The sequence below is a fragment of the Allobosea minatitlanensis genome (assembly GCF_964020775.1).
The window spans coordinates 4,142,726-4,166,831 of sequence record NZ_OZ224509.1 but is presented as its reverse complement, the minus strand read 5'-3'; the positions used below and the strand labels follow the sequence as shown (position 1 = coordinate 4,166,831).

Genomic DNA, 24,106 nt, shown 5'->3' with positions numbered 1-24,106 from the left:
TGGGTGACGCAGGGTGATGACGACATCGCCTTCTCTGCCCGACAACCTTCGCTTCCGGAGATATGCATGAAGGCGGTGAGGCCGGCTCCCGATATCCTGATCAGGGACCTGCAGAGATCGTTCGTCGGCGGGCTGGGCTACGCCGCCCTGCTGAGCCTGTGCGTGAATTTGCTGCTGCTGACGGTCCCGCTCTTCATGATGCAGGTCCAGGACAGGGTCACGGTCAGCCACAGCTACGACACGCTGACGATGCTGCTGGTCATCGCCGTCGGGGCGCTGGCGCTCTACGGCACGATCGAGTTCATCCGCTCGCTGACCTTCCAGGCCATGGCGAGCATCTTCGCGCGCCGGCTCAACCTGCCGGCTCTGCAGGCGGCGGTGAGCGCCTCGCTGGAACTGGGTTCGGGCCAGGCGACGCAGGCGATCCGGGACCTCAACGACATCCGGTTCTTCATCGCGAGCTCGGCGATCGCGACGCCGCTCGAGGCGGCCTGGTCCCCGGTCTTCCTCGCCGTGCTGTTCCTGCTCCATCCCGTCTACGGGCTGGTCGGGCTGGCTTCGCTGATCATCCTGCTGCTGCTCGGCGTGCTGTCGGACATGCTGACGCGGCGGGTGCTGAAGGAGGCCAACGAGGCCGGCGTCGCCAGCATCAACGAGGTCGGCGCCAGCCTTCGCCATGCCGAGACGATCGAGGCGATGGGCATGCTGCCGGCGCTGGCGCGGCGCTGGCGCGGCCAGCAGCTCGCGATGATCGAGCAGCTCGACATGGGCACGCGCCGCGGCAAGCTGATCGCGGCGGTGACGCGCTCGTCGCGAATGACGATGCAGCTCTCGGTCTATGCGACCGGCGCGCTCCTGATCATCCGCAACGAGGTCACCGCGGGCACGCTGATGGCGGCGAGCATCCTGCTCGGCCGCTTGCTGGCGCCGTTCGATTCGATGATCACGGATTGGCGGCAATGGGTCCTCGCCGCGGCGGCCTGGAAGCGCGTGCGCGAGCTCGTCCTGTCGCGCAGCTCGCAGCGCCAGACGGTGCCGACGCCGCCCTGCCAGGGCGATCTCGTCGTCGATCGCGCGCTCTTCGCTCCGCCCGGCTCGGAGCAGACCGTGATCAAGGGTGTCTCCTTCTCGCTGGAGCCCGGCGAGGTGCTCGGTGTCGTCGGGCCGTCGGGCGCGGGCAAGTCGACGCTCGCCCGGCTCCTCGTCGGCGTGCTCAAGCCGAATGCCGGCGGCGTCTATCTCGACGGCCACAGCACCTATCTCTGGGAGCGCGGCTCCTTCGGCGCCATGGTCGGCTACCTGCCGCAATCGGTCTCGCTGCTGAACGGCACGATCGCCGAGAACATCGCGCGCATGCAGGACCCCGATCCGCACGCCATCCTCGAGGCGGCACGCATCGCCGGCGTGCACGAGCTCATCGGCCGGTTGCCGCTCGGCTACGACACCAGCGTCGCCGACAGCGATTTCAGGCTCTCCGGCGGCCAGCGGCAGCGCATCGGCCTGGCGCGCGCGCTTTACGGCATGCCGCGCCTGATCGTGCTCGACGAGCCGAACGCCAATCTCGACGCCGAGGGCGAGCAGAGCCTGATCCGCGCCGTGATGGCCGCGCGCGAGAGCGGCGCGATCGTCGTCCTGATCGCGCATCGGCCGTCGGTGATGCAGGTGGTTGACAAGCTGCTCGTCCTGCGCGACGGCCGCGTCCAGCAATTCGGGCCGCGGGCAGCGATCGCGGGCATGATCTCGCCGAGCGGGCGCGTGGAGATCGAGCCGGCGGCGGCGGCGCCCGCCGCGGCACCGGCTGTTCGGGGAGCGACGGCATGACCGGGCGTTCATTGATCAAGCGCCCCGAACGCGCCCTGGTGGCGGTGCCGCCGCTGGACGAGTCGGATGAGCGCGTGCCGAGCCTGCGCAGCCTCGTGCTGGCGGGCGTGGCGGCGATCGGGGTCGGCTTCGGCGGCTTCGGCGCCTGGGCCATGACCGCAAGGCTGGACAATGCCGCCGTCGCGAGCGGCGTCGTCGCCGTCGACAGCAAGCGCAAGACGGTCAGCCATCTCGAGGGCGGCATCCTGAAGACCCTGCTGAAGGGGGAGGGCGAGCGGGTTTCCAAGGGCGAACCGCTGCTGCGGCTGGAGGACGCCCGGGCCCGGGCCGAATTGCAGCAATTGCAAGCGAAGCGCGTCGGCCTGGTGGCCAAGCTCGCCCGCCTGAGGGCCGAGCAGACGAAGGCCGCGGAAGTCGATTTCCCCGACGATATCGAGCGCGCCGAAACGCCGGTGACGCGCGAGGTCCTGCGGGCCGAGCGCACGCTGTTCAGGTCGCGCGCGGAGGTCCACGAGGGCAAGATCCAGATCCAGCAACGGGTCATCGAGCAGTATCAGGCCGAGGCCGAGGCGCTGAAGGCGCAGATCGACGCGACCAACCGGCAGCGCTCGCTGATCGACGAGGAGGTCAGGATCTTCGCCGACCTCTATGAGAAGCGCTATACCAAGCGCAGCCAGCTCGTCGAACTGCAGACCAGGCAGAGCGAGCTCGCCGGCCGGGCCGGCGAATACGCCGCCCGCAAGGCCAAGGCCGAGCAGGCCGTGGCCGGCGCCAATCTCGAGATCCTGTCGATCAGCCTCGACCGGCAGAACGAGATCGCCAGGGATATCCAGGAAACCCAGCTCGCCCTGTCGGAGGTCACCGAGCGCATCGTCCAGGCCGAGGACGTGCTGCGCCGGCTGGTGGTGACCTCCCCTCAGGAAGGCATCGTCGCCAATATCCGCATGCGCACCGCCGGCAGCGCCATCGCGGCGGGTGAGGCGATCCTCGATATCGTGCCGGAGAACGAGCCGCTGATCGTCGAGGCCAAGGTCGATCCGCGGGACATCGACGCGGTCCGCGTCGGCGCCGCGACCCGGGTGCGGCTGACGGCGTTCAATTCGCGGCTGCTGCCGCCGCTGGAGGCCAAGGTGAGCTATGTCGCGCCCGACCAGCTCGTCGACGAGAAGACCGGCGCCGCCTATTTCGTCGTGCGCGCCGAGATCGACCCGCAGAGCCTGCGCGACCACAAGGTCGCGCTGCATGCCGGCATGACCGCGGAGGTGATGATCGTCAACGGCGCGCGCCGGGCGATCGACTATCTGATCTCGCCCTTCACCGACAGCTTCAACCGCGCTTTCCGCGAGGATTGAGGCGGCGCGGCGGCCTGCGGGGCGTTATTTCAAATTTGGAAGTATATTTGCGCAAATAAGGAAGGTTTTTCTGAGTAAAAATCATAGATTTATCCATGATGCATCGCAAAATGGTCACAATAAATTTGTTGATGCACTGCACGCTTTGCGTAATCCTCAGGATGTCGAGCGGCGATATGATGGAATTATGTCGCCGGAACAGTATCCGGATACGAAGATCCGCGGCTGGTCCGCCGGTAGATCCGGGATCATCAACTACTTAGGAGGCGCCGAATGGCAACGATCGAAGGAAGTGCATTCGACGACCATTTGATTGGTACGCGTTTCAGCGATGTCATTCTCGCCGGCGACGGCCATGACATCGTGCATGGCGGCGACGGGGTCGACTCCCTGTTCGGCGAAGGCGGAAACGATCTGCTCTATGGCGACGGCGGCGACGATGCGCTGTTCGGCGGCGAGGGCAACGACATCCTCTTCGGCGGGCGGGGGGACGATTTCCTCTCCGGCGACGAGGGCAACGATGCCCTTTTCGGCGGCGAGGGCGACGACGTCCTCTCCGGCGGGCAGGGTGACGACACCCTCCTCGGCGGCGCCGGCAACGACATCCTCCAGGGTGGTGCTGGCGACGACCTTCTGCAGGGCGGTGCCGGCAACGACATCCTGCAGGGTGGCGCGGGTAACGATATCCTGCAGGGCGGCGCGGGCAACGACATCCTTCAGGGTGGAGCGGGCGACGATCTGCTCCAGGGCGGCGCGGGCGACGACCTGCTGTTCGGCGGCGCCGGGGACGACATCCTGCAGGGCGGTGCCGGCCACGACACCTTCGTCTTCGCGGGTGGCGGCGGCAACGACGTGGTGCTCGATTTCGAAGCCGGCGCGGACATCCTGCAGATCGCCTCGGACATCAACGGCACCGGCGTCCACTCGGCGGAGGACGTGGCGGCCCGCGCGACCACGGTCGGCGGCAACACCGTCATCGACCTCGGCCATGGCGACACCGTGACTCTCGTGGGTGTGAGCGCCGACGACGTCCAGGCCGACCCGCACTCCTACTTCTCGGTCGCCTGATCGGCCTGACGCGACTCGCCGCCCGGCCGCGGCTCCTGGCCGGACGGCGGCAGGCGCGTCCCGACGACGTCCCGGAGCGCCGGCTTCTCCGCGAGATGGATCTCCATCTCCCGCCGGCGCTCCGGGCCCCTTCCGTGCCGCAGGAACGTCTTCATGCTTTCACTCGCGCCCGTCGCCGCGGCCGTGGCCGCTCCGACCCAGCTCGAACTGCACCGTCTCGGCGGATCGGTCTTCCTGCTGTGCTGGACGCTCGAAGCCTCGCCTTTCGGGAAGCCCTCGATCGCGTTGACGGGCGGCGGCCGCCGCCTCGCCGCCGCCTCGATCTCGCTGGGCCTGCGCGACGGGCGGGAACGCCTTGCGGTGGCGTTCCGGGCCGCGGGGCAGGGCAACATCGCCGCGACCCTGTCCGGTCATGGGCCGCAGGGCGAGGTGACCGCGGCCTTCGATCCGGCGCTCGTCCACGGCCTCGCCGATCCCAAGGAGATCCTGAAGGACCTCGCGCCGCAGGCGCGGCTTGTCCTGGCCAACGCGCTGCTGCGGGCCTGGCCGCCCCTGTTCGGCCTCTCGACGGCGCCGAACTACCTGTCCTTCCTGCGCCAGTTCCTGCTGCTGCTGTTTCCGAAGCCCGTGGCGATGCAGCCCAGCGCGGTGCTGGTCGAAGGGCAGTGGCTGTGCGAGGCCATCGTGCCCGGCGATTTCACGGGCCTTCAGACGGTCTCCCGTCTCGATGGCGCCGGCCTCGTGCGCCTCGACCTCCCGTCGCGCGTCGGCATCGCCGACAGGACGGGCAAGCGCGAGCTTCACCTCGTGATGGAAGAGCCGCCCGTGCGCGGCGGCGGGCTGCTGATCCTGCAGAGCGAGCGTTCGCTCGTGGTCCGGTCCCTGCCGGGGCGGCAGGCGGCGCCGTCGCTCGGCCGCTGGTGGGCCGGCAAGGCCGCGAGCCGCGACGGCCTGCGCAACTGGGTCGTCGAGCAGCTCGCGGGCTTGTCCGAACAGGGCCGCCTGCTCGCTGTCGAGATGCAGCGGCGCGTGCCGCTGGCGGTTCAGCATGTCCGCCGCAACGACGATCTCCCCGCCGCCGAGCTCGATCTCGCGGTCTGCAACGGCGCGGGCCTGCTGATCGGCGGCTGGCTGCGCGATCCCGACGAGCTTCTGGAAGAGGTGCTGCTGCATCGCGGGGCGGGCGAGCCGATCGCCATGCTGTCGCGGCTCCAGCGCTTCCCGGTCAGACTGCCAACGGGCGAGGAAGGCGAGACGCGCGCCGCGACGGGCTTCGCCGCTTTCGCCTCGGACTATGCCGCCGGCGCGCCGGTGCTGCAGCCGCGCTGCGAGATCAAGCTGCGGTCCGGCACGACGCTGACGCTGCGCCCGCCGGTCCAGCCGGCCGACCCGGCCACGATCCGCGCTCGGGCGCTGTCGGCGATCCCGCCGCAATATCTCACCGCCGCGATGCTGGAGGAGACGCTGGCGCCGATCCTCGCTGCCTGCCAGGACGAGCTCGGCGAGACCCGGCCGGAGCCGACGGTCAAGCGCTTCGGGCCGATCGCGGCCCGGCCGAAGGCCTCCGTCGTCATCCCGCTCTACCGCGTCTACGACTTCCTGCGCGTGCAGGTCGCGGCCTTCGCCGGCGATCCTTGGTTCGTCGAGAATGCCGAGCTGATCTATGTGCTCGATTCGCCGGAGCACGAGGCCGAGGTGGCGCATCTCCTCGGGGGCTTGCATCTCGCCTATGGGCTGCCGATGCAGCTCGTGGCGATGGGGCGCAATGGCGGCTTCTCGGCCGCGTGCAACGCCGGCGCGCTCAGGGCGCGCGGCGAGGCGCTGGCGCTGGTCAATTCCGACGTCATCCCCGCCGGCAATGGCTGGCTGCCGGCGCTGATCGGCAAGCTCGACCGGCAAAGGCGCGTCGGCGCCGTCGGGCCGAAGCTGCTCTATGACGACGGCTCGCTGCAGCATGCCGGGCTGTTCTTCAAGCGCGACAGCAAGGGCATCTGGCTCAACCATCACTACTTCAAGGGCATGCCCGGGAGCTACGGGCCGGCCAATGTCGAGCGGCCCGTGCCCGGCGTCACCGGCGCCTGCATCGTCATGCCGCGCGAGCTCTTCGACGAGCTTGGCGGCTTCGACGAGAGCTATGTGATCGGCGATTACGAGGACAGCGACCTGTGCCTCAAGGTGCGGCGCGCCGGCTTCGGCATCGTCTATGCGCCGAGCGTCGCGCTCTATCATCTCGAACGGCAATCGATCTCGCGCAGCGCCGACTACACGCGCGGCGCCGCCTCCCAGCACAATGCCTGGCTGCAGACGCGGCGCTGGGATGCGCAGATCGAGGCGCTGATGCTGGCCTTCGAAAGCTCGGCGGCGGAGCCCGCTCTGCCCGAGCCGGTGCCGAGCGCACCCGACCTCGTTCCCCGCTTCACCTTCAGGAGAGCGACCGCGGCATGACGGCAATGACGGCCTTGAGAGAGATCGCGGCTGAGCCGGCTCCGGCGGAGATATCCGCCGGGCCCGAGCTCGACTGGCTGCTGGCCTCGCTGCAGAGCAACCGCTTCATGCCGCATCCGCCGCCGGATTCGATCTTCGTCGGCGACGGCGATTATCGCGCGATCGGCGCCGAGTTCCTCGGCCATTTCGTCCGGATCGGCCGGCTGAAGCCGCATGAGCGCGTCTTCGACATCGGCTGCGGCATTGGCCGCATGGCGGTGCCGCTGACGCAGTATCTCGACCCCGAGCGCGGCAGCTATGACGGCGTCGATCCCGTGACGGAGGGCATCCTCTGGTGCGCCCAGACGATCACGCCGGCCTATCCGCGCTTCCGCTTCCAGCGGCTCGACATCGCCCATCCGCTCTACAATCCGCAGGGCTCCCTGCCGGGCATCGAGGTTCGCTTCGGCTTCGGCAATGGCAGCTTCGATTTCGTGACGATGACCTCGGTCGCGACGCATCTGCCACCCGAGGAGCTGGTGGTCTATCTGCAGGAGTCTTCGCGGCTTCTGGCGCCGGGCGGGCGCCTCTTCCTCACCGCCTTCGCCATCGACGGCGCGGAGACCGGCCAGGAGCGCCTCTCCTTCAAGCGCTGGCAGGACGGACCGGGCTGGTACGCCATCGACGAGGCGCCGCTCGCCGCCGCCGGGATCGACAGCCGCTTCCTGGTGGAACAGGCGATGCAGGCCGGGCTCGCCGTCGAGGCGCTGCGGCCGGGGCATTGGCGCGGCATCAGCGCGGCGCATTACCAGGACCTGCTGATCGCGACGAAGCCGGGAGGCAAGGAACCGGGAGGCAAGGAACCGGGAGGCAGGGCATGAGCCGCCGCATCCTCGTCGTCGCGCACAATCATCCCGCGCTGCATCCGGGCGGCACCGAGATCTTCGCCCATGATCTCGCGGGGGCCTATCGCGAGCAGGGTTGCGAGGTGCTGTTCCTCGGCGCGACCAACGCGATGCATCGCGAGCCGCATCCCGGCACGGCGCTGCAATCCGTCGGCGACGACGTGCTGCTCTGGAGCGCGCATTACGACCGCTTCCACATGAGCCAGATCGATCATTACGGCACGCTGCAGGACCTCGGCTCGCTGCTGGAGGAGTTCCGGCCGGAGGTGATCCACGTTCATCACCTGGTGCTGATCGGCGCGGAGTTCCTGACGCTGGCGCGCCGGCTGCTGCCGCAGGCGGCGATCGTGATGACGCTGCACGACTATTACCCGATCTGCCACCATGATGGGCTGATGGTGCGGCCGGGCGACCGGCAGCGCTGCATGGGCTCCTCGCCCGCCGCCTGCCATGGCTGCTTCCCCGAGATCGGCTCCGACCGCTTCCTGCTGCGCGAGCGCTTCATCAAGACGCATCTCGCCGCCGTCGACCGCTTCGTCGCGCCGAGCCGTTTCCTGCGCCAGCGCTATGTCGATTGGGGCCTGCCGGCGGAGCGGGTCGAGGTCATCGCCAATGCCCGCCCGGCCCAGGAGGCCGCACCGCACCGCCCGGCCACGGGCCGGCGCGCCAGCTTCGGCTATTTCGGCAATCTCAACCCCTGGAAGGGCGTGCTGCCGCTGCTGCAGGCGGCCAGGATCCTGCAAGCGTCCGGAGAGGAAGGCTTCAGCCTGCGCATCCATGGCGGCGCGCCGTTCCAGAGCGAGGCCTTCACCAGCGCGCTCGATGCCGCGCTCGCCGATACTGCGGGGGTCGTCAGTCCTTGCGGGCCTTACGCCCGCGACGAAGTCCCGGCGCTGATGGCCGAGATCGACTGGGTGGTGATGCCCTCGATCTGGTGGGAGAACGCCCCGCTCGTCATCCAGGAAGCCTTCCAGCATCGCCGTCCGCCGATCGTCAGCGCCATCGGCGGCATGGCCGAGATGGTGCGCGACGGGATCGACGGGCTGCATGTCCGGCCGGGCGACCCGGCTGCGCTCGCCCGCACCCTGCGCCGGGCGATGGAGGAGGCCGGGCTCTGGCAGCGCCTCGTCCACGGCATTGCCGAGCAGCCTTCGCTCGCTGAATGCGCCGGCCGCCACCTCGCCCTCTTCGACAGCCTCAAGCTCGCGGAGGCCGCATGACCACTGCTGAATATCAGGACAACGAAGCCCGCCTTCCGAACGTCAATCCGGCACGGCTGAACGGCCGGATCGACGCCCTCGACGGCAATCGCCTGCATGGCTGGATCTGGGACGAAGCCCGCCCCGACCAGGCCGTCACGGTCAGGCTCTATTGCGACGGCAGGCTTGCGGCTGAGACCGCGGCCGATCAAAGCCGCATCGATCTGCGCCGCAACGGCATCGGCGACGGCAAGCATGCCTTCTCGATGGAACTCGACGAGGCGCTGGTCGCGGCCCGCAACCGCCTCAGGGTCGTCGGCGTCTCGCCCGAGACCGGGGCGGAGCTGGAATTGCGCCTGCCGGCTCCGGACGAGCTCGCGGCCGAGGCCGCGATCGCCGTGCCGCTGGCGCGCTTCTTCGACAAGGTCGAGGTGCTGATCGCGCTCAACCGGCGCGGCCAGCTCGCCCAGAAGGAGCTCAACGAGAAGCTCGACCGCATCGCGGCGCGGCTCGAGGAGAACCATGCGCTGGCCGAGGCGACCAAGGCCGAGGCCGAGAGCCAGAGCGAGATCATGCGCCGCATCGCCGAGCTGGACGTGTTCCAGCTCCGCTTCGACGGCACGCTGCGCGGCTTCGACGAGCGCCTGCAAGCGATCCGCAAGGAGGCGCGGGCGCCGCTGCGGCAGGTCACGGTCATCCTCGGCTTCCTGTCGGCGCTCGCCGCCGCGATGTCCTTCGTCACGCTGGCCGTGACGCTGTGGGGAGGCTGAGGCGATGAGCGAGGTCATCGTTCCCGAGAGGACGGCCGTCGCCCCGGCGCCGACCGTGGCCTGGACGCCGCTCGGCGAGAACGCCATCCTCGTCCGCAGCGCCTGCGATGCCATTCCGGCCAAGGTGCCGGTCGCGGTCGACGGCAATCCGCGCAATCGGGCGCAGACCATGGTGCTGAGCTGGCGCCGGCCCGGGGCCGAGACGTCTTTGGCCACAGGCTTCCTCTGCCTGGCGCCGGCGCCCAGCGTCGATGCGAGCGGTAGCGGCGCGTTGCTGATCGGCCGGCCGGGCCGGCCGTTGCGCCTGATCCTGGCGGCGAAGCCGCAGCCGTTGCAGGCCTTCCTCTCCGATCTCGCCGACGATGCCGGCCAGGCCTTTCCGAGCGTGGTCGACGGGCTGCTCGAAGTGCTGCTGACCGGCGCGCCCAATCCGCGCCGCCTGCGGGCGGTGGCGATGCTGTTGCAGACCGTCGCGCGGCCCGGCGGCTTCGTCGAGGTGATGGGGGCGCTCGGCGAAACGACGGGGCCGGGCGAGGGTATCTTCCTGCAGGGCTGGACCTCCCATTTCGCCGCGGGGCGGGTCAAGCTCCTGATCTCGCATGGCGGCCTGTCGCCGGCCCATCTCGAAACCGGGACTTTCGAGCGCGACGATCTCGGCGACGGGGCGCGCGGCTTCTTCGGCCTGCTGGAGGACTGCCATGTGCAGCGTCCGGGCGAGATCGAGCGCCTCTATTTCCGCGGCAATGACGGCTGGCGGGCGCTCGAGGTCTATGAGCGCTACGTCCTGCTCGAGCCGATCACCGTGCCGGGCCATCTGCGCGACGGGTTGCAGCGCGGCACCGCGCCTCAGGCGACGGCAGACAAGCTCAGGCGGGCCTCGCAGCGCTTCGACGGGCGCGACACGGTCTGCCTGCTGGAAGAGCCGGTGCGCGCCGGCATCGACTCGGTGACGGTGATCGAGGGTACCGGCGTGCTGATCATCGGCTGGCTGTTCGATCCCGAGCGCCGGGTCGGCGGCGTCACGCTGTGTAGCGGCAGCCGGTCCTGCGCGGTCGACCGGCTCTGGACGCGGGTGCAGCGCGCCGATGTGACGGCGGCCTTCATGGAGGATCCGCGCTTCGGCCCGGCGCTCGCCTCGCGGCGCAACAATCACGGCTTCATCGTCTTCGCCCCGAAGCTCGTGCCCGAAGCGGGCCAGCCGCTCTATCTCACCTTCGAGGTGCAGGGGAGCGGCCCGGCCTTCCTGCCGCTCGAACCCAATCGCGCCCCGGCGCGGAGCGCGCTGGAACGCGTGCTCGGCCTGCTCGATCCGCGCTCCTCGACCGCCAACGCCGTGGTCGAGCGCCAGATCGCGCCGGCATTGCAGGCGGCCGAGATCGCGCCGCCGCGCGCGGCCGAGACCCTCGATGTCGGTCCTTTCGATCCCGAGGCGCCGCTCGGCCTCGTGGTCGGGCTCGACCATCGCCACCGGGAATTGTCGGCGCTGTTCGCCCTGCTCGCGATGGACCCGGAAGCCCGGCCCCTGCCGATCGTGCTCGCCGCCCCGTCGGAGAGTTTCGACCGCGTCGGTGCGGAAGCGCGCCGGCTTGCGCGCTTCTACGGGCTGTCGGTGCGCCTGGTCGCCGTGGAAGGCGTCGAGGATGCCTGCGACGCGCTGGAAGCCGGCGTGCGCGCCTGCCGCTTCCAGACGGTCGCGCTGCTCTCAGGGGCCGCGCAGATCCGGATGCCGGGCTGGCTCGGCCGGCTGGAGCGGGCCTACCGGGCGCGGGGCGGCCAATGCGTCGCCAGCCCGACGCTGCTCTTCGAGGACGATTCGATCCGCTGGGCCGGCGCCTGGCTGGAAGGCGAGGGCGCGAACCGGCGTATCGCCAACCGCTTCGTCGGCTATCCGCTCGATGCGGTCGGCAATCTCGGCCCGATGGAGGTCGCGGCTGGCGCCAGCGAATGCTGCGTCTTGTCGCGCGCCGCCTTCATCGAGGTCGGCGGCTTCGCGCGCAACTATTTCACCACGGCGGAGAAAGGGCTCGATCTCTGCCTCAAGCTCAGGATGGCGGGCTCGCCCTCGCTCTGGGTGCCCGATGTCGAGGTCTATGCGGTCGATGACGGCGAGACGGCGACGCCGCATGCCGGCGCGCTCGCCCAGCTCGCCGACCGGACCAGCTTCGACCGGCGCTGGGCGCTCGCCATCTCCAATATGAAAGGCTGAGGATGCGGGTTCTCGTGATATCGCACGGCCATCCCTCGCTCTCGCTCGGCGGGGCGGAGGTGGCGTCCTACAACCTGCACAAGGGGTTGCAGGCCGGCGAAGGCGTGGATTCTCACTATCTCGCCCGCGTCGGCGCGCCGACGCCGCGCCATGCCGGCACGGCGCTGATGAGCCTGCGCCAGCGCGGCGGCGAGCTGCTCTACTATGCCGAGGATTACGACCACTTCCTGATCTCCAACCGGGCGACGGAGGAGATCGAGCGCGATTTCGTGCGCGTGCTGCACGATCTCAAGCCCGATGTGGTGCATTTCCACCATTTCATCGGGCTCGGGCTCGAATGCCTGTTCGCGGTGCGCGATGCGCTGCCGGACGCGCTGATCGTGGTGACCTTCCACGAATATCTCTCGATCTGCCACCATCACGGGCAGATGGTGAAGACCGGCGCCTTCAAGCTCTGCTACCGGGCCTCGCCGACCGACTGCAACGCCTGCTTCCCCGAGATCGCGCCGGCGCGCTTCCTGGCGCGCGAGACCTTCATCAAGGGCATGCTCGGGCTTGCCGACCACTTCGTCTCGCCGAGCCGCTTCCTGGCCGACCGCTATATCGACTGGGGCCTCGCCGAGGAGCGCTTCTCGGTGATCGAGAACGGCATCGACGTCGCCGCTCCGGCCCCGCCGCGCCCGCTGCCGGAGGGCAAGACGCGGCGCTCGCGCTTCGCCTATTTCGGCCAGCTCACGCCCTATAAGGGCGCCGACGTGCTGATCGATGCGGTGACGCGCATCCCGGATTCGGTCTGGGACGATGATGCGATCCTCTTGGTCTATGGCGGCAATCTCGAACGCCAGCCGCAGGCCTATCAGGACAAGTTCGCCGCGCTGGTCGAGAGCGCCGGGCGCCGGGTGCGCTTCTGCGGCCCCTTCCAGAACCACGAGATGCCGAACCTGATGCGCTCGGTCGACTGGGTGGTGATGCCCTCGGTCTGGTGGGAGAACTCGCCGATCGTGATCCAGGAGGCGTTCTTCCACGGCCGCCCGATCCTGGCGAGCCAGCTCGGCGGCATGGCCGAGAAGATCACCGACGAGGTCGACGGCCTGCATTTCCGTGCCGGCAGCCCGGAGGACCTGGTCGATTGCATGACCCGTGCCCTGACCGAGCCCGGGCTCTGGGACCGGCTGCGCGGCGGCATCAAGCGGCCGCTGAGCCATCGTGAATGTGCGCAGACGCATCTGGAACTCTACCGCCGGCTCATCGCCGAACGCAGCCGTCCTCAGCCGGCGCAGCGCGATCCGGCCGCGATGATCGCCTGAAACCATAACGAGAAACAGGGGAGATCCCGTCCATGGCCCGCATCCTCGTCATCAGCCCGTCCGGGGAGGTCTACGACCACGACAATGTGCGCTGGTACGACTACGCCAATCTCGCCGCCCATATCGATCACTATCACAATATCGGCGACGCCTTCGTCTTCGATTCCTCGCTGAAGCTGCTCAATTTCGAGAAGCTCGACGAATTGCCGATCGACCGTGTCGACCCGGCGGCGATCGACCGGCTCAATGCCGAATACGACTACGTCTTCCTGCGTGGCTCGAACTATGTCCATGCGGAGATGGACTGGGCCCAGGCCCCCGACGTGCTGCGCCGGCTCAGGATTCCGGTCATCGCCTTCGGCATCGGCGCGCAGGCGCCGGTCAGCGGCAAGCTGGAGCTGAGCGAGGCGACCAAGACGGTCCTCAGGCTGATCGCGGATTCGACCGCCTCGCTCGGCGTGCGCGGCGCCTATTCGGCCGAGGTGCTGAACGATCTCGGCATCAGGAATGTCCGCATCATCGGTTGCCCGACCGCCTTCCGGAACAACGATCCCAACCTCGCGATCCGCCTGCCGCCGCTCGACCGGGTCAGGAAGGTCGGCGTCACGCTGCGGCGCGAGGTCTCCAAGACCTATGCGCAGGACATCAAGCGCTACCTCACCTTCCACCGCGATCTGGTGAAGGCGATGGCGGACCGCTTCGAGGTCACGCTGATGTCGCAGGGCGAGGCCGAGGAGAAGAAGCTCGCCCTCGGCACGCCCGAGCAGAAGGCTGCGGCGATGGCTGCGCTCAGGGACAACGCCTGGGCGGACAACTGGTATCTCGATGAGCAGGTCGCTGGGCTCTACCAGGGCCGGATGTTCTATTCCGACGTCGTCGCGGAATATGAGCGGCTGGTGCGCGGGCTCGATCTGGTGCTCGGCTACCGGCTGCACGGCAATCTGATGGCGCTCGCCAACGGCACGCCGGCGATCTACTTCACCTATGACAGCCGCACCGTCGAATTCGCCGACACCTTCAGGATTCCGAGCGTCGACGTCTTCTCCGGACAGGATTTCAGGCTGGAGGAGTACTGGGACCAGTCCCGCTTCGACCGCTTCAACGCGGCCTACGCCCAGGTCTACGGGCAGATGCGCGACTTCCTCGTCGAGAACGGCGTCGACAACAAGATGATGCCGCCGGCGACGCAACCGCAGCGGAAGGTGGCATGAGCGGCGCCCGCACAATGCGCGCGGCATCGTGGGCGGCGTTCCTGCTGCTGGCGCCTCTGGCCGCATGGGCGCAGGCACCGGGCTACCGGCTCGAGGTCGCGCCCGGCGCCCAGGAGGAGACGGTGGTCTCCTGGGCGCGCGAGCGTTGCGAGGAGTGGGATCTGCCGGACGCGCCGCTGCGCGCCTTCCGCGACGACAAGGGCGAGGTCGTCGCCTTCGCCAGCCATTATCGCAGCCGTCCGCTGATCGGCGCTGACCTGTCCTCCATCCGCAAGAGCTGCGCCGTCTCTTTCGAGGCGAAGAACAGCGCCGATCCGAGCGCGTTCAGCGACAAGAGCTGGATCGCCGCGACCTGGACCGGTGACGGGCGCCATGTCGAGGCGCTGATCCATGCCGAGTACCATGCCGACAAGCATCCCGGCGCCTGCCGCTTCAAGGACGCGATGAGCTGCTGGTACAACGTCGTCACCGCCGCCCGCTCGGACGATGGCGGACGCAGCTTCAGGACCGACGAGCCGCGTCCGCTCGTCGCCGCGCCGCCCTACCGGCAGGATGTCGATCAGGGCCGGCATCGCGGCTTCTTCAACCCCTCGAACATCGTCGAGAAGGACGGTGCCTGGTATGCGCTGATCGCGACGACCGGCGGCGAGGGCCAGAAGAGCGGCGTCTGCCTGTTCCGGTCGACGGACATCAAGGACCCCACGGCCTGGCGCGCCTTCGACGGGCAGGATTTCACGATTCCCGCGGTCGATCCCTATCGCGACGATCTCAGCCAGGCGCGGCCGTGCCGGACGCTCAGGGAGCTGCCGACCACGGTCGGCTCGGTCACCCGGCACGAGGCGAGCGGACGATGGGTCGCGCTCTTCCATCTCGGCCCGGACCCGCGCCGGAACATCGCGGGCGGCCGCGTCGCCTATAGCTGGTCCGACGATCTGATCCACTGGTCGCCGCTGCAGACGCTCCTCGTGCATCCGACCATGTGGAGCAAGGATTGCAGCGACCAGGTTCGCTACGGCTACGGCGCCATGGCCGACCCGCAATCGCGCTCGCGCAATTTCGAGACGACCGGGGACACGGCCTATCTGTTCATGGCGCGAATGCACGTCACCGGCTGCAAGCTCGGCCCCGACCGCGACCTGGTCCGCCTGAAACTGCGCTTCGTCAAGGAGGGCTCATGAACGCGCCCGTGCTCTCGCCTGCCTCCGCCGCTTTGCTGGAGAGCGCCACCCGAATCCTGCGCGCGACCACAAGCGAGATCGTCGTTTCCGTCGGCCGCCGGCCGGATGGAAGCTGGCCGGCGCTCAGGCTGATGCTCGACGGGCAGGATTTTGCCACGATCCAGCCCGGCGCGATCGTCACCGGCGAAGCGCCTGTCGCCGAGCTGGCGATTCCGCTGCCGCGTCTGCCCGAGGGGCGCCTGCGCTCGATCGCGGTGGCCGATGCCGCCACGGGCACGCTCGCTCCCGGCTCGGGCCTGCGTCCGATTCCGACCGAAGCCAAGCTGCGCGCGCTGGTGATTTATCCGGCGGGCGAGGTCTACGACCACGACAAGGTGCGCTGGTACCGCGCGCCGATGGAGAAGCTGCTCAGCGAGTATTTCAACATCGGCGACATGATCGTCTACGATTCGACGCTGAAGCTCCTGCGCTATGCGCATCTGGAGCCGATGAAGATCATGGCGCCGACGGATGCCGACATCGCGCGCTATGCCAGCGAGTTCGATTTCATCTTCGTGCGCGGCTCCAACTTCATCCATGAGAACATGGAGTGGTTTCGCGCCGTCGAGGTGCTGGAGAAGGTGAAGCTGCCGGTCTATGCCATCGGCGTCGGAGCCCAGGCGAGCCGGAACCGCAGGATCGAGCTGCCCGAGGCTTCCAGGCGCTTCTGGTCGATCGTGGCCGAGCGCTCGGCCGCCATCGGCGTGCGCGGTGCCTTCAGCGCCGAGACGCTCCGGCAGAACGGCATCCGCAATGTCGAGGTGGTCGGCTGTCCCTCGATCTTCCGCACCCGCAATCGCGACCTCCAGATCCGCGTGCCCGACCAGCGCGAGATCCGCAAGGTCGCGTTCAGCCTGCGCCGCGAGGCCGACAAGAGCTATACCGCCGATCCGGAAGCCTATCTGCGCAACCAGAAGGCCGCGCTGCTCAAGGTCGATGCCCAGAGCGAGATGGTGATGTCCTCGCATGGCGAGCAGGAGGAGAAGGCTTTCTTCCTGCGCGATGCCGCGGCCAAGGAAAAGGCGGTTTCCGAATTCGTCCGGACCGGCTGGTGGAGCGGGCCGGACGATGCCGCGATGCGCCGCATCTACGAGAAGCAATTGTTTTCCTTCTTCGACGTCGAGCATTACGACGCCTTCGCCCGCTCGCAGGATCTCGCCGTCGGCTATCGCGTCCATGGCGTGCTGCCGGCGGTCGCGCATGGCGTGCCGGGCGTGCTCGTCGCCTATGACACGCGCAGCCAGGAACTGGCCGAGACGCTGAAGATTCCGGTCGTGCCGGAAGCGGCCCTGGCCGAGGGCGGCTGGCGCGCGGTGTATCGGGAGGCGGCGCTCGGCAGCCTCGTGAAGAGCTACGCCGCGTCCTACGACCGGATGCGCGATTTCCTCGACCGGAACGGCATTCCCCACCGGATGTGAGGGCGGGGCGGGATCACGGTCGAACTGCCCCCGCCCGATGAACCGCCTTCGCAGGCTGGGGAGGGCGCAGGGCCCCGAACTCAAGACTGCAAGCCTATCGGTTCTCAACCCATCAGGAGACGATCATGAAGATCGAATACGATGCAGGCACGGCGCTTTCGATCATGCGCGGCAACCCCGTGCGCGGCTGGACCTCGGGCAAGCCGGAGAAGATGGCCAAGGAGCGCCTGACCACGGGCGGCTATCTCGCCATCGAGCACAAGCCGAAATTCAGGATCGATCCCTCCTGGCCGATCTTCACCATGGGCTCGTGCTTCGCGCGCGAGGTCGAGAACATCCTGATGATGCGCGGCCTGCAACTGCTGCTCAACGGACACGGGGTTCCGGCCGAGCATTTCGAGACCTGGAACGAGGAAACCGGCCGTGGCGGCGGTGCCGATCGCGGCCAGCTCAGCCGGGGCGCGCTGAACAAATATTCGGTGCGCTCGATGACGCATGAACTCAAGCGCGCCCTGCTCGGCGAGAGCTATCCGGACGAAGGGCTGATCGAGCTGGCCCCCGGGCAATGGTTCGATCCGCAGGCCAGCGGGCTCCGGCTGCTCGACCGCGAGAACGCCCTCGCCAACCGCAAGCGTCTCGCCGCGGCGACCGCGCAGATCAGGCAGGCGCGCGTCTGCTTCTTCACGCTCGGCCTGACCGAGACCTGGCTCGATGCCGAAACGGGCATCGCCATGAATGCGCATCCCGGGCCGAGCTGGCTGCAGCGCATGCCGGAGCGCTTCCGCTTCGTCGACTACGGCTATGACGCGACGCTCGCCGACATGGAGGAGATCATCGGGCTGATCCGGGAGCATTGCCACCCGGAGATGCGCTTCGTCGTCACCGTCTCGCCGGTGCCGTTCGGCGCGACCTTCAAGGACGCCGACGTCATCGTCGCCAACAGCGCCTCGAAATCGGTGCTGCGGGCGGTCGCCGAGGAGCTGTTCCGGCGCCACGATTTCGTCGACTACTTCCCGAGCTACGAGATCGTGCTCAACTCGCCGCGGGCCATCGCCTTCCAGGACGACCAGCTCCACATCGCCCGCGATATGGTCGCGCATGTGATGACGACCTTCCAGAACGCCTATCTGGCGCCGCAGGAGCAGTCGCAGGCCGCCTGACCCGTAGTGTTCGCGCTGGGGATTTAGGGTGTGTTGAGAACAGGGGTTCGACGTCGCCCGCTGCACGGCCGAACGCCTGATGGCCGAGCTCGGCCTGTAAGGTGTCATTCGCGGCAAGCCGATCCGCACGACCGTCCGGAACAAGGCCGCGCCGCGCCCGCCGGATCATGTCAACCGGGTGTCCGACGCGCCGGCGCCGAACAGGCTCCGGGTCTCGGAATTCGCGACGCTGACCTGGCCGATTGGTTTCATCATCGCCGGCTGCTGGAGCCTATCGGCAACAGCCCGCCGGCCGAAGCTGCGGAACGCTATTTTGCGATGCTGGACGAGCCGGCCATCGCAGCCTGACTCAAACCAAACCGCCTCCGGCGAAACCGGGGCGGTTCATAATCTCCAACCTGCGACACGGTCTGCTACCGTACCATGTTCGATTTGCAACGCTTCGATCAATCCGATGAGCGGCGGGAACGGGATCGGAAGCCGACCGTGGACGAAATCTATGCGCCGGGGTTGCGTCGCGGTTTCGGACCGACGCAGAGGGAAAGATCACCGCCGCGATTTTCTCCCCAATCAGCGCGTCATGCGCTTGCGCAATCCGTTGCGGCCGTCGCGGCCTCGACGAGGAATTTCAGTTTGATGATCTTTCAGTGCATTCTCATGGTCGACCAATCGCCATTCCGCACCCCCAATTCTGCCTGCCACAGACGACGTAAAGTGTCGCCTTCACCCTGAAAACGTTCGGTGGTTGGCGAACAGGATCGAACTCGATCGGTCCGGAAGCGGCGGAAGGCGCCCCTCAACTCGCACCAGGCGACGATCATGTGGGCTTCGACGTCATACACAAGCGCTATGGGCATGATCAGTCTGGACGTTGCCTCACCTTCGGCATCTGAATAGTTGAGGAACAGTTTCCGCTCCTCGCGAATGGCCCGCCGGACGATGGTCACATCCACGCCCATGACCGGGGAGGGGCCATTCGGCGTCGCGTAAAGACTGTCGGCAACAAGCGGACCACGAACAGATTGCGGGATCACGTCCCGAATCTTCTCCAGGATCGTTTCGGCCGCGATGTTCAAGCCTGCGTCGCCCGTCCGCTGCAAGAGGCACAGAGCGACGACAAGAGCTTCAACCTCCTCGATGGAAAACATGAGCGGCGGCAAGTCGAACCCCGGTTCGATCAAGTAACCGACTCCAGCTTCGCCTCTGATCGGCACGCCCATCGCCTGAAGCGATGCAACGTCGCGGTAGATCGTCCGCTTGCAGACCTCAAGTTGCTCGGCGAGCCCCGCCGCCGTGCGCGGGCGCCGTGCCCCTCGCAGCGCCTGGATAAGTTCGAAAAGGCGGCTCGTTCTTCTCATGGCAGACCTCTTAAGGCAATTCGCATGAGATTGCTGACAGGGTCATGTCAGCAGTCGACGAGTATCTAGTATCTACTTGTTTCAACGTGGAGAAATACAGGTGATCGGAAGCTGCCGCAGTGGTCATCACATGATCGATTCGGGCATCCCGGCCATGATCCCGTTCGGATCCCGCCCCAACTCCGGTGGCTGCATCCGGGCCGCTGCTGGGTATCCTCGGCGTCGGCATCGGCTCGCCGAGCTGCAGCCTGGCCATCGCCGTGTGCGAGCAGAACGGGATGTTCTGGACCATCCACCCGACGCTACCGTTCCATCTGACAATCCTGTCGGGATGCTGCTTTCTCTGGATGACGGCCCTGCGTGGGTGCGCGTGCTCCCAAAGTTCAAGCCACTCATGCGGTGAGCGCCGGACGTGACCTCCTCGCCGCTCACAGCACCATCTCAAACGTCGCCTTCGGATTCCTCGCTGCCATCGCGACCGCCGTCCTCGGCCTCTTCCTCGGGTTCCGCGCCCTCTGAACCAGCACCAACCAGTCGCCACCGAAAGGACCAATCATGACCACCGTGCCCGCCCATCCTGCCGGATCGAACACCGTCAATCCGTTCATCATGACCCACGACGCGAGTGCGCTGATCGCGTTCGTCACCGATGTTTTTGGTGCCGTCAATGTGCCCGAGGCGCATACCGTCGACACCGATGGGCTAATCCTGCACTCCGAGCTGCTCATCGGCGACTCGATGATCACGATCGCGGACCGCAAGCCCGACTGGCCCTTCACCCCCGCATTCACGCGGGTCTATGTCGATGATGTCCCGGCGACCCTCGCGCGCGCGGAACAATTGGGTGCCCGCATCGTCACGCAGCCGACGGAGTTCTTCGGGGACGTCCTCTCGCGCTTCCAGGATCCGCAGGGCAATCTGTGGTGGGTCTATCGCCATGATCCTGTCGCGGGCACGCAGGACTGGGAGCAGATGGATGGGGCAGCCAACGCCGGCAACAGTTGGGAGTCGTTCACGAGTCCTGAGCTGGAGTACATCCACTCAACCCTTGTCGACGCGATGGCAGCACTCAAGGACCCACGGGCGTCATAGGCCCCTGTGAACCGCGCGAGCCAGACGCCACCGACAGGACAACGCACATGCGGGTTCTCGTCACCGGAGCGACCGGCAACGTCGGACGACACCTCGTCGCCCAGCTCCATGAAGCCGGCCACGAGGTCCGTGCCCTCACGCGCAACCCGGCAAATGCCGGGTTGCCCGCTGGAGTCGAAGCGGTCGCAGGCAACCTGATTGACACGGGTACGCTCGAAGACGCTTTCCGCAGCGTCGACGCCATTCATCTTATCACCTTCGGAGGCGGCGGTTACGACGACCTCACAAATGGCCCCGAAATCGTGGCACTCGCCGAACGCAGCGGCATCCGGCGTGCGACCGTGCTGGGCGGCTGGTCCCCGACGGGTATCGAAAGCGCGCTCACGTCCAGCAAGCTCGTCTGGACGATCCTGCAACCCAAGGAGTTCATGGGCAACGCCCTGGAATGGGCGAATGAGATTCACGCCGCCAACACGGTGTCGATGCTTGCCACCTTCCGCAGCGCCGTCGTCCACGAAGCCGACATCGCCAGCGTCGCCGTCTGCGCGCTGACCGAAGACGGACATGGTGGAAGGAGCTATGTGCTCACCGGGCCGGAGGCGCTGACGCCCGAGGAACGAACCCGGATTCTTGCAAAAGCCACGGGCCGGGACATCACCTTCGTGAAGCTCACGGAAGACGGCGAACGCGAAAGGTTGCGAGGCTACGGCTACGACGATGACTACGTGGAGTTCGGCATCCAGCTCGCGACCAAGCCGCCCGCTGAGGCCGGCGTCGTGCTGCCTACCGTTGAGATTGTCACGGGGCGTCGCGCTCGTACCTTCGCCCTCTGGGCGCAGGAGAACGTCGAGCAGTTCCTCTCCGTACGCTGAGGCATTGGTCTCGAAAAAACTGCCGATGACAACCATGGAACAGATCATGAGCTCCATGTCGCCTCCTGAACGACTGGAAACGGCAGATCCGCTTGTCGCGTACCTTGCGGTTCGATGAGCAATATGGGCGCGGCCTGGCCGAACACGGCGAAGCGGCTCGCTGGCTCAGCAGCAGGCCGGGCGTGATCAACTCTCGCGCGAGCGGAGGAGGTCTCGCAGGTCGCTCTCGAACTGGGCGAAGTCTTCGGGTTCGGGCGCGAAAATACGTTGCAGAAGGAACCCGTAACTCAGGGAATGGACCAGCGATGCGCTGCCCGGGCCCACGATGGCCGCAATAGAGTCGCGGAGCATCGCGTTCGATCTCGCGACTCCTTTCCGCGCCTCCTCGTCGTCTCCAACGGTTCTCAGGTAGTCCGTGAGCAGCATGATTTCGTCGTGGAAATCGCCACTCAACGAACGGACCCCGGCCAGGATTGCACCAACGGCGGCATCGGGACTTGTCTCTTCCACAGGAGGGGCCGCGAAAGCGTTCGCCATGCGCGCCACGGCAAGCTGACCGGCCGCCTCGAACAGGGCTCGCTTGCTTGGAAAGTAGTGGTAGAGGGCGCTTTTCGACACACCCAGCTCCTCGGCGATCTCGCGCATACCGAGCGCGCTGTAACCCCGGCGGAGGAACAGCCGGGCCGCTTGCTCGGCCAGTTCGTGACGCAGTCTGGCATGATCGACGACCTTGGGCATGGCACCTTCATATCGACCGTGTGGTCGAAAAACAATTGACGTCGCCGTTCGACAGGATTATTTCGACCAGTCGGACGATAAAGCGAGGCCGTCATGGCGAAAGTTCTCGTCATAGGAGCCACCGGCTATCTTGGCTCGCCAAGAAGACCGGCCGCGATCACGGCCGCGCGCTCAGACTCTGGAAAACGGGCACCCGCGACGTGCGCGTACTTGCCATCTATACGGCCGATCCCCGGCAGCTAACGCCGGAGGAGGCCCGGCGCTGGGCTGACGACTTCGATTCCTGGGAGATTGTCGATACCGCTGCCGACCTGTTCTTGGAAGCCGGGCTTGACCAACTCATCCCGGAGTTCGCGGAGGATGATCGCGAGTTCGTTCGCCGCACGGCCTTCGCGATGATCGCGGGAATGGCGGTCCATCGCAAGACGGAGCCGGACGCCACGCTGCTGGGCTTGCTGCGGTTGATCGAGCGCCATTCGGGCGACGGGCGCAACTTCGTCAGGAAGGCGGTCAACTGGGCGCTGCGCAATATCGGCAAGCGAAACCTTGACTGCCACGGGCCGGCGCTGGCTCTGGCCGAGAGGCTAGCTATGTCCGCCGACAAGACGGCGCGCTGGATCGGCAAGGATGCCGTTCGCGAGTTGACCACCGAAAAGACGCTGGAGCGGCTACGGCGAAAGATTGGCAGCATCGCCGGTGGAGGAAAAAAATGAAGCCATTCTCGGCATGCGCGTTCACGCCGGGCGACAGCCAAGAGTGGTCCATCTGCCTACATCGAACGTCGGCTTCAGGCATTGGCGTTTGGCGCCGTTATGACCGAGATGGGGTCGCTTGCTGCCGTCGCTGATCTTCAAGATATATTCGGCTGTAGGGTAGAATCGGCGGTTCTCGGCACCGCTTGGTGCGAGCGTGGTGATCGGCGGCAATATCGCGCCATAGAGGGCAATCGGCGGTTATGGCGGAGGATAGGAAACTGGATGCGGACGTTCTGCTCGCAACAGGCCGAACTACAGCGCAAGGCCACGCGCTCCCAGATCAGACCCACGGATTCTCGAAAACGACGCTTGCTACGAGAGAGATTGCACGCCTCGCATTTGTCTCGTGATCTGAACGTGAGCAGTAATGGTCGTCGATTAATATCTTTGGCCCTCTAGAAGGCTTGAAATGAACCAGAGCATTGCGCTCCCGTCGCAACCATTCAAGGTCACCTGCAAAGTCAGAATTGGCAAAGGCCGCCTGCATGCTCCGTCGAACTCCTCACCAATTTCTGCTTCTCGAAGGTGAGCATCGACTATAGTGCACGACAAAATAATCGCGCTGATGAATGCGCCCGCACAGAAAACGGATTGCAGATCCACAAGCAGTGCAGTTGCGTGCTCGCCAACAACGTATGCGCCACCGCGTCGCTCAGTATCGAACTCCGCATCAAACCACGCGCGCCGGGCCTCCCACGTCGCGCTATTCGGATATTCGATCTGATCCATGCTCATCTGGCCAAGCCGTCTATTTGATTTTTAGAGTATACGGTCAAGGCAATATACGAGCAATTGTTCGGACATGGCCTTGACCACTATTCGTCACATGGTCCTGCCGTTCATCTGCCTGATGGTTGCCAGGAGATCCTCAGCAGCATATTCGAGATGGGCAAGTTTGACGGCGGCGATCAGATCGGAGCGTCCGGCCATGCTCAGGAAGGCATGAAGCACCTCATCGGAGTTCCGGGCAAGAGCGACGAGATGCTCGCCGCTCGGACCGTAGCGCCCAGAGAACCAGTTCTTCGCAGTTCGTTCGTTGGCTCCGGTCCAAGCTGCTGCTGTTTTCACGGCCGCATGGGTTGAACCCAGCGACCGCTTCAACGCAACCGCAATTTCGACGGCGAATCGCGTCTCACTCGACTGCGACCCACCACCATTCGCTCCATTGCCCGGAAAGGACTTGCCCTTTTTCGGAAACGACATTCCACGCTCCTTCGCCTTAAATAGGCGAAG

20 protein-coding genes and 1 pseudogene are annotated in these 24,106 nt (G+C 66.8%); 17 read left to right on the top strand and 4 right to left on the bottom strand.

All coding sequences use genetic code 11. The features are described 5' to 3' along the window. Positions 1 to 66: 66 nt before the first annotated feature. From ACWH43_RS20510 to ACWH43_RS20500, 3 genes are all read left to right on the top strand, one after another. Positions 67 to 1,821, top strand: coding sequence for a type I secretion system permease/ATPase (locus ACWH43_RS20510; protein WP_158445294.1), 1,755 nt, complete (start codon positions 67 to 69; stop codon positions 1,819 to 1,821). Further along, the gene (locus ACWH43_RS20505) at positions 1,818 to 3,173 is read left to right on the top strand and encodes an HlyD family type I secretion periplasmic adaptor subunit (protein WP_158445295.1); all 1,356 of its coding nucleotides are present in this window, start codon (positions 1,818 to 1,820) and stop codon (positions 3,171 to 3,173) included. The genes ACWH43_RS20510 and ACWH43_RS20505 overlap by 4 nt, the downstream gene beginning before the upstream one ends. 273 nt (positions 3,174 to 3,446) lie before the next feature. After that, a complete protein-coding gene (locus ACWH43_RS20500) occupies positions 3,447 to 4,241 on the top strand; it encodes a calcium-binding protein (protein ID WP_158445296.1) in 795 nt (264 codons plus the stop codon). On the opposite strand, the gene ACWH43_RS20495 is transcribed toward ACWH43_RS20500, so the two are convergent. Then, entirely contained in the window at positions 4,223 to 4,396 is a 174-nt protein-coding gene (locus ACWH43_RS20495) for a hypothetical protein (RefSeq protein WP_260349106.1), read from the bottom strand. The genes ACWH43_RS20500 and ACWH43_RS20495 overlap by 19 nt on opposite strands. Between ACWH43_RS20495 and ACWH43_RS20490 the strand changes: the two genes are divergently transcribed. The 11 genes and pseudogenes from ACWH43_RS20490 to ACWH43_RS20440 form a co-directional block, all read left to right on the top strand. Next, entirely contained in the window at positions 4,395 to 6,686 is a 2,292-nt protein-coding gene (locus ACWH43_RS20490) for a glycosyltransferase (RefSeq protein WP_158445297.1), read from the top strand. The two genes, ACWH43_RS20495 and ACWH43_RS20490, sit on opposite strands and share 2 nt — an antisense overlap. Continuing rightward, the gene (locus ACWH43_RS20485) at positions 6,683 to 7,546 is read left to right on the top strand and encodes a class I SAM-dependent methyltransferase (protein ID WP_158445298.1); all 864 of its coding nucleotides are present in this window, start codon (positions 6,683 to 6,685) and stop codon (positions 7,544 to 7,546) included. Before ACWH43_RS20490 ends, ACWH43_RS20485 begins: the two co-directional genes overlap by 4 nt. Then, positions 7,543 to 8,790 (top strand): glycosyltransferase family 4 protein, encoded by a 1,248-nt coding sequence (locus tag ACWH43_RS20480; RefSeq protein WP_158445299.1) that lies wholly within the window; start codon positions 7,543 to 7,545, stop codon positions 8,788 to 8,790. The genes ACWH43_RS20485 and ACWH43_RS20480 overlap by 4 nt, the downstream gene beginning before the upstream one ends. Beyond that, a complete protein-coding gene (locus ACWH43_RS20475; protein ID WP_158445300.1) occupies positions 8,787 to 9,539 on the top strand; it encodes a hypothetical protein in 753 nt (250 codons plus the stop codon). Before ACWH43_RS20480 ends, ACWH43_RS20475 begins: the two co-directional genes overlap by 4 nt. Positions 9,540 to 9,543: 4 nt before the next feature. Then, positions 9,544 to 11,745, top strand: coding sequence for a glycosyltransferase family 2 protein (locus ACWH43_RS20470; RefSeq protein WP_158445301.1), 2,202 nt, complete (start codon positions 9,544 to 9,546; stop codon positions 11,743 to 11,745). Positions 11,746 to 11,747: 2 nt separating this feature from the next. After that, positions 11,748 to 13,052, top strand: a complete 1,305-nt coding sequence (locus ACWH43_RS20465) for a glycosyltransferase family 4 protein (RefSeq protein WP_158445302.1) — start codon at positions 11,748 to 11,750, stop codon at positions 13,050 to 13,052. A 32-nt stretch (positions 13,053 to 13,084) separates the two neighbouring features. Next, the gene (locus ACWH43_RS20460; RefSeq protein ID WP_158445303.1) at positions 13,085 to 14,263 is read left to right on the top strand and encodes a polysaccharide pyruvyl transferase family protein; all 1,179 of its coding nucleotides are present in this window, start codon (positions 13,085 to 13,087) and stop codon (positions 14,261 to 14,263) included. Next, on the top strand, positions 14,260 to 15,441 hold the full coding sequence (locus tag ACWH43_RS20455) for a DUF4185 domain-containing protein (RefSeq protein WP_158445304.1): 1,182 nt from the start codon (positions 14,260 to 14,262) through the stop codon (positions 15,439 to 15,441). Before ACWH43_RS20460 ends, ACWH43_RS20455 begins: the two co-directional genes overlap by 4 nt. Beyond that, a complete protein-coding gene (locus ACWH43_RS20450; protein ID WP_158445305.1) occupies positions 15,438 to 16,898 on the top strand; it encodes a polysaccharide pyruvyl transferase family protein in 1,461 nt (486 codons plus the stop codon). Before ACWH43_RS20455 ends, ACWH43_RS20450 begins: the two co-directional genes overlap by 4 nt. A gap of 125 nt (positions 16,899 to 17,023) precedes the next feature. Next, positions 17,024 to 18,058 carry a GSCFA domain-containing protein gene (locus tag ACWH43_RS20445; protein WP_158445306.1) on the top strand — a complete coding sequence of 345 codons (1,035 nt, stop codon included), beginning with the start codon at positions 17,024 to 17,026 and terminating at the stop codon, positions 18,056 to 18,058. A gap of 217 nt (positions 18,059 to 18,275) precedes the next feature. Continuing rightward, positions 18,276 to 18,406 (top strand): annotated as a pseudogene (locus ACWH43_RS20440) (IS3 family transposase); the annotation flags it as partial. Between the two features lie 296 nt (positions 18,407 to 18,702). Here the strand turns inward: ACWH43_RS20440 and ACWH43_RS20435 are convergent. After that, positions 18,703 to 19,416 (bottom strand): helix-turn-helix transcriptional regulator, encoded by a 714-nt coding sequence (locus tag ACWH43_RS20435; RefSeq protein ID WP_158445307.1) that lies wholly within the window; start codon positions 19,414 to 19,416, stop codon positions 18,703 to 18,705. 555 nt (positions 19,417 to 19,971) lie between these two features. On the opposite strand from ACWH43_RS20435, the gene ACWH43_RS20430 reads away from it, so the two are divergent. Together ACWH43_RS20430 and ACWH43_RS20425 are read left to right on the top strand one after the other, a co-directional pair. After that, positions 19,972 to 20,508 (top strand): VOC family protein, encoded by a 537-nt coding sequence (locus tag ACWH43_RS20430; protein ID WP_158445308.1) that lies wholly within the window; start codon positions 19,972 to 19,974, stop codon positions 20,506 to 20,508. A 47-nt stretch (positions 20,509 to 20,555) separates the two neighbouring features. Beyond that, entirely contained in the window at positions 20,556 to 21,380 is an 825-nt protein-coding gene (locus ACWH43_RS20425; protein WP_158445309.1) for an NAD(P)H-binding protein, read from the top strand. A gap of 186 nt (positions 21,381 to 21,566) precedes the next feature. Here ACWH43_RS20425 and ACWH43_RS20420 read toward each other — a convergent pair whose 3' ends face one another. After that, the gene (locus ACWH43_RS20420; protein WP_158445310.1) at positions 21,567 to 22,118 is read right to left on the bottom strand and encodes a TetR/AcrR family transcriptional regulator; all 552 of its coding nucleotides are present in this window, start codon (positions 22,116 to 22,118) and stop codon (positions 21,567 to 21,569) included. Between the two features lie 77 nt (positions 22,119 to 22,195). Here ACWH43_RS20420 and ACWH43_RS20415 point away from each other — a divergent pair, with 77 nt between their 5' ends. Then, positions 22,196 to 22,831: a DNA alkylation repair protein gene (locus ACWH43_RS20415; RefSeq protein ID WP_260349214.1), complete on the top strand. Its 636-nt coding sequence runs from the start codon at positions 22,196 to 22,198 to the stop codon at positions 22,829 to 22,831. A gap of 864 nt (positions 22,832 to 23,695) precedes the next feature. Here ACWH43_RS20415 and ACWH43_RS20410 read toward each other — a convergent pair. Then, positions 23,696 to 24,076 carry a hypothetical protein gene (locus ACWH43_RS20410; RefSeq protein WP_158445323.1) on the bottom strand — a complete coding sequence of 127 codons (381 nt, stop codon included), beginning with the start codon at positions 24,074 to 24,076 and terminating at the stop codon, positions 23,696 to 23,698. Between the last annotated feature and the right edge of the window lie 30 nt (positions 24,077 to 24,106).

Coding starts and splice junctions, on each gene's coding strand:
- ACWH43_RS20480 (WP_158445299.1), top strand. CDS start 7,543: ATGAGCCGCCGCATCCTCGTCGTCGCGCACAATCATCCCGCGCTGCAT.
- ACWH43_RS20410 (WP_158445323.1), bottom strand. CDS start 24,076: ATGTCGTTTCCGAAAAAGGGCAAGTCCTTTCCGGGCAATGGAGCGAAT.
- ACWH43_RS20420 (WP_158445310.1), bottom strand. CDS start 22,118: ATGCCCAAGGTCGTCGATCATGCCAGACTGCGTCACGAACTGGCCGAG.
- ACWH43_RS20485 (WP_158445298.1), top strand. CDS start 6,683: ATGACGGCAATGACGGCCTTGAGAGAGATCGCGGCTGAGCCGGCTCCG.
- ACWH43_RS20510 (WP_158445294.1), top strand. CDS start 67: ATGAAGGCGGTGAGGCCGGCTCCCGATATCCTGATCAGGGACCTGCAG.
- ACWH43_RS20460 (WP_158445303.1), top strand. CDS start 13,085: ATGGCCCGCATCCTCGTCATCAGCCCGTCCGGGGAGGTCTACGACCAC.
- ACWH43_RS20435 (WP_158445307.1), bottom strand. CDS start 19,416: ATGAGAAGAACGAGCCGCCTTTTCGAACTTATCCAGGCGCTGCGAGGG.
- ACWH43_RS20425 (WP_158445309.1), top strand. CDS start 20,556: ATGCGGGTTCTCGTCACCGGAGCGACCGGCAACGTCGGACGACACCTC.
- ACWH43_RS20450 (WP_158445305.1), top strand. CDS start 15,438: ATGAACGCGCCCGTGCTCTCGCCTGCCTCCGCCGCTTTGCTGGAGAGC.
- ACWH43_RS20505 (WP_158445295.1), top strand. CDS start 1,818: ATGACCGGGCGTTCATTGATCAAGCGCCCCGAACGCGCCCTGGTGGCG.
- ACWH43_RS20495 (WP_260349106.1), bottom strand. CDS start 4,396: ATGAAGACGTTCCTGCGGCACGGAAGGGGCCCGGAGCGCCGGCGGGAG.
- ACWH43_RS20455 (WP_158445304.1), top strand. CDS start 14,260: ATGAGCGGCGCCCGCACAATGCGCGCGGCATCGTGGGCGGCGTTCCTG.
- ACWH43_RS20500 (WP_158445296.1), top strand. CDS start 3,447: ATGGCAACGATCGAAGGAAGTGCATTCGACGACCATTTGATTGGTACG.
- ACWH43_RS20470 (WP_158445301.1), top strand. CDS start 9,544: ATGAGCGAGGTCATCGTTCCCGAGAGGACGGCCGTCGCCCCGGCGCCG.
- ACWH43_RS20490 (WP_158445297.1), top strand. CDS start 4,395: ATGCTTTCACTCGCGCCCGTCGCCGCGGCCGTGGCCGCTCCGACCCAG.
- ACWH43_RS20445 (WP_158445306.1), top strand. CDS start 17,024: ATGAAGATCGAATACGATGCAGGCACGGCGCTTTCGATCATGCGCGGC.
- ACWH43_RS20465 (WP_158445302.1), top strand. CDS start 11,748: ATGCGGGTTCTCGTGATATCGCACGGCCATCCCTCGCTCTCGCTCGGC.
- ACWH43_RS20475 (WP_158445300.1), top strand. CDS start 8,787: ATGACCACTGCTGAATATCAGGACAACGAAGCCCGCCTTCCGAACGTC.
- ACWH43_RS20430 (WP_158445308.1), top strand. CDS start 19,972: ATGACCACCGTGCCCGCCCATCCTGCCGGATCGAACACCGTCAATCCG.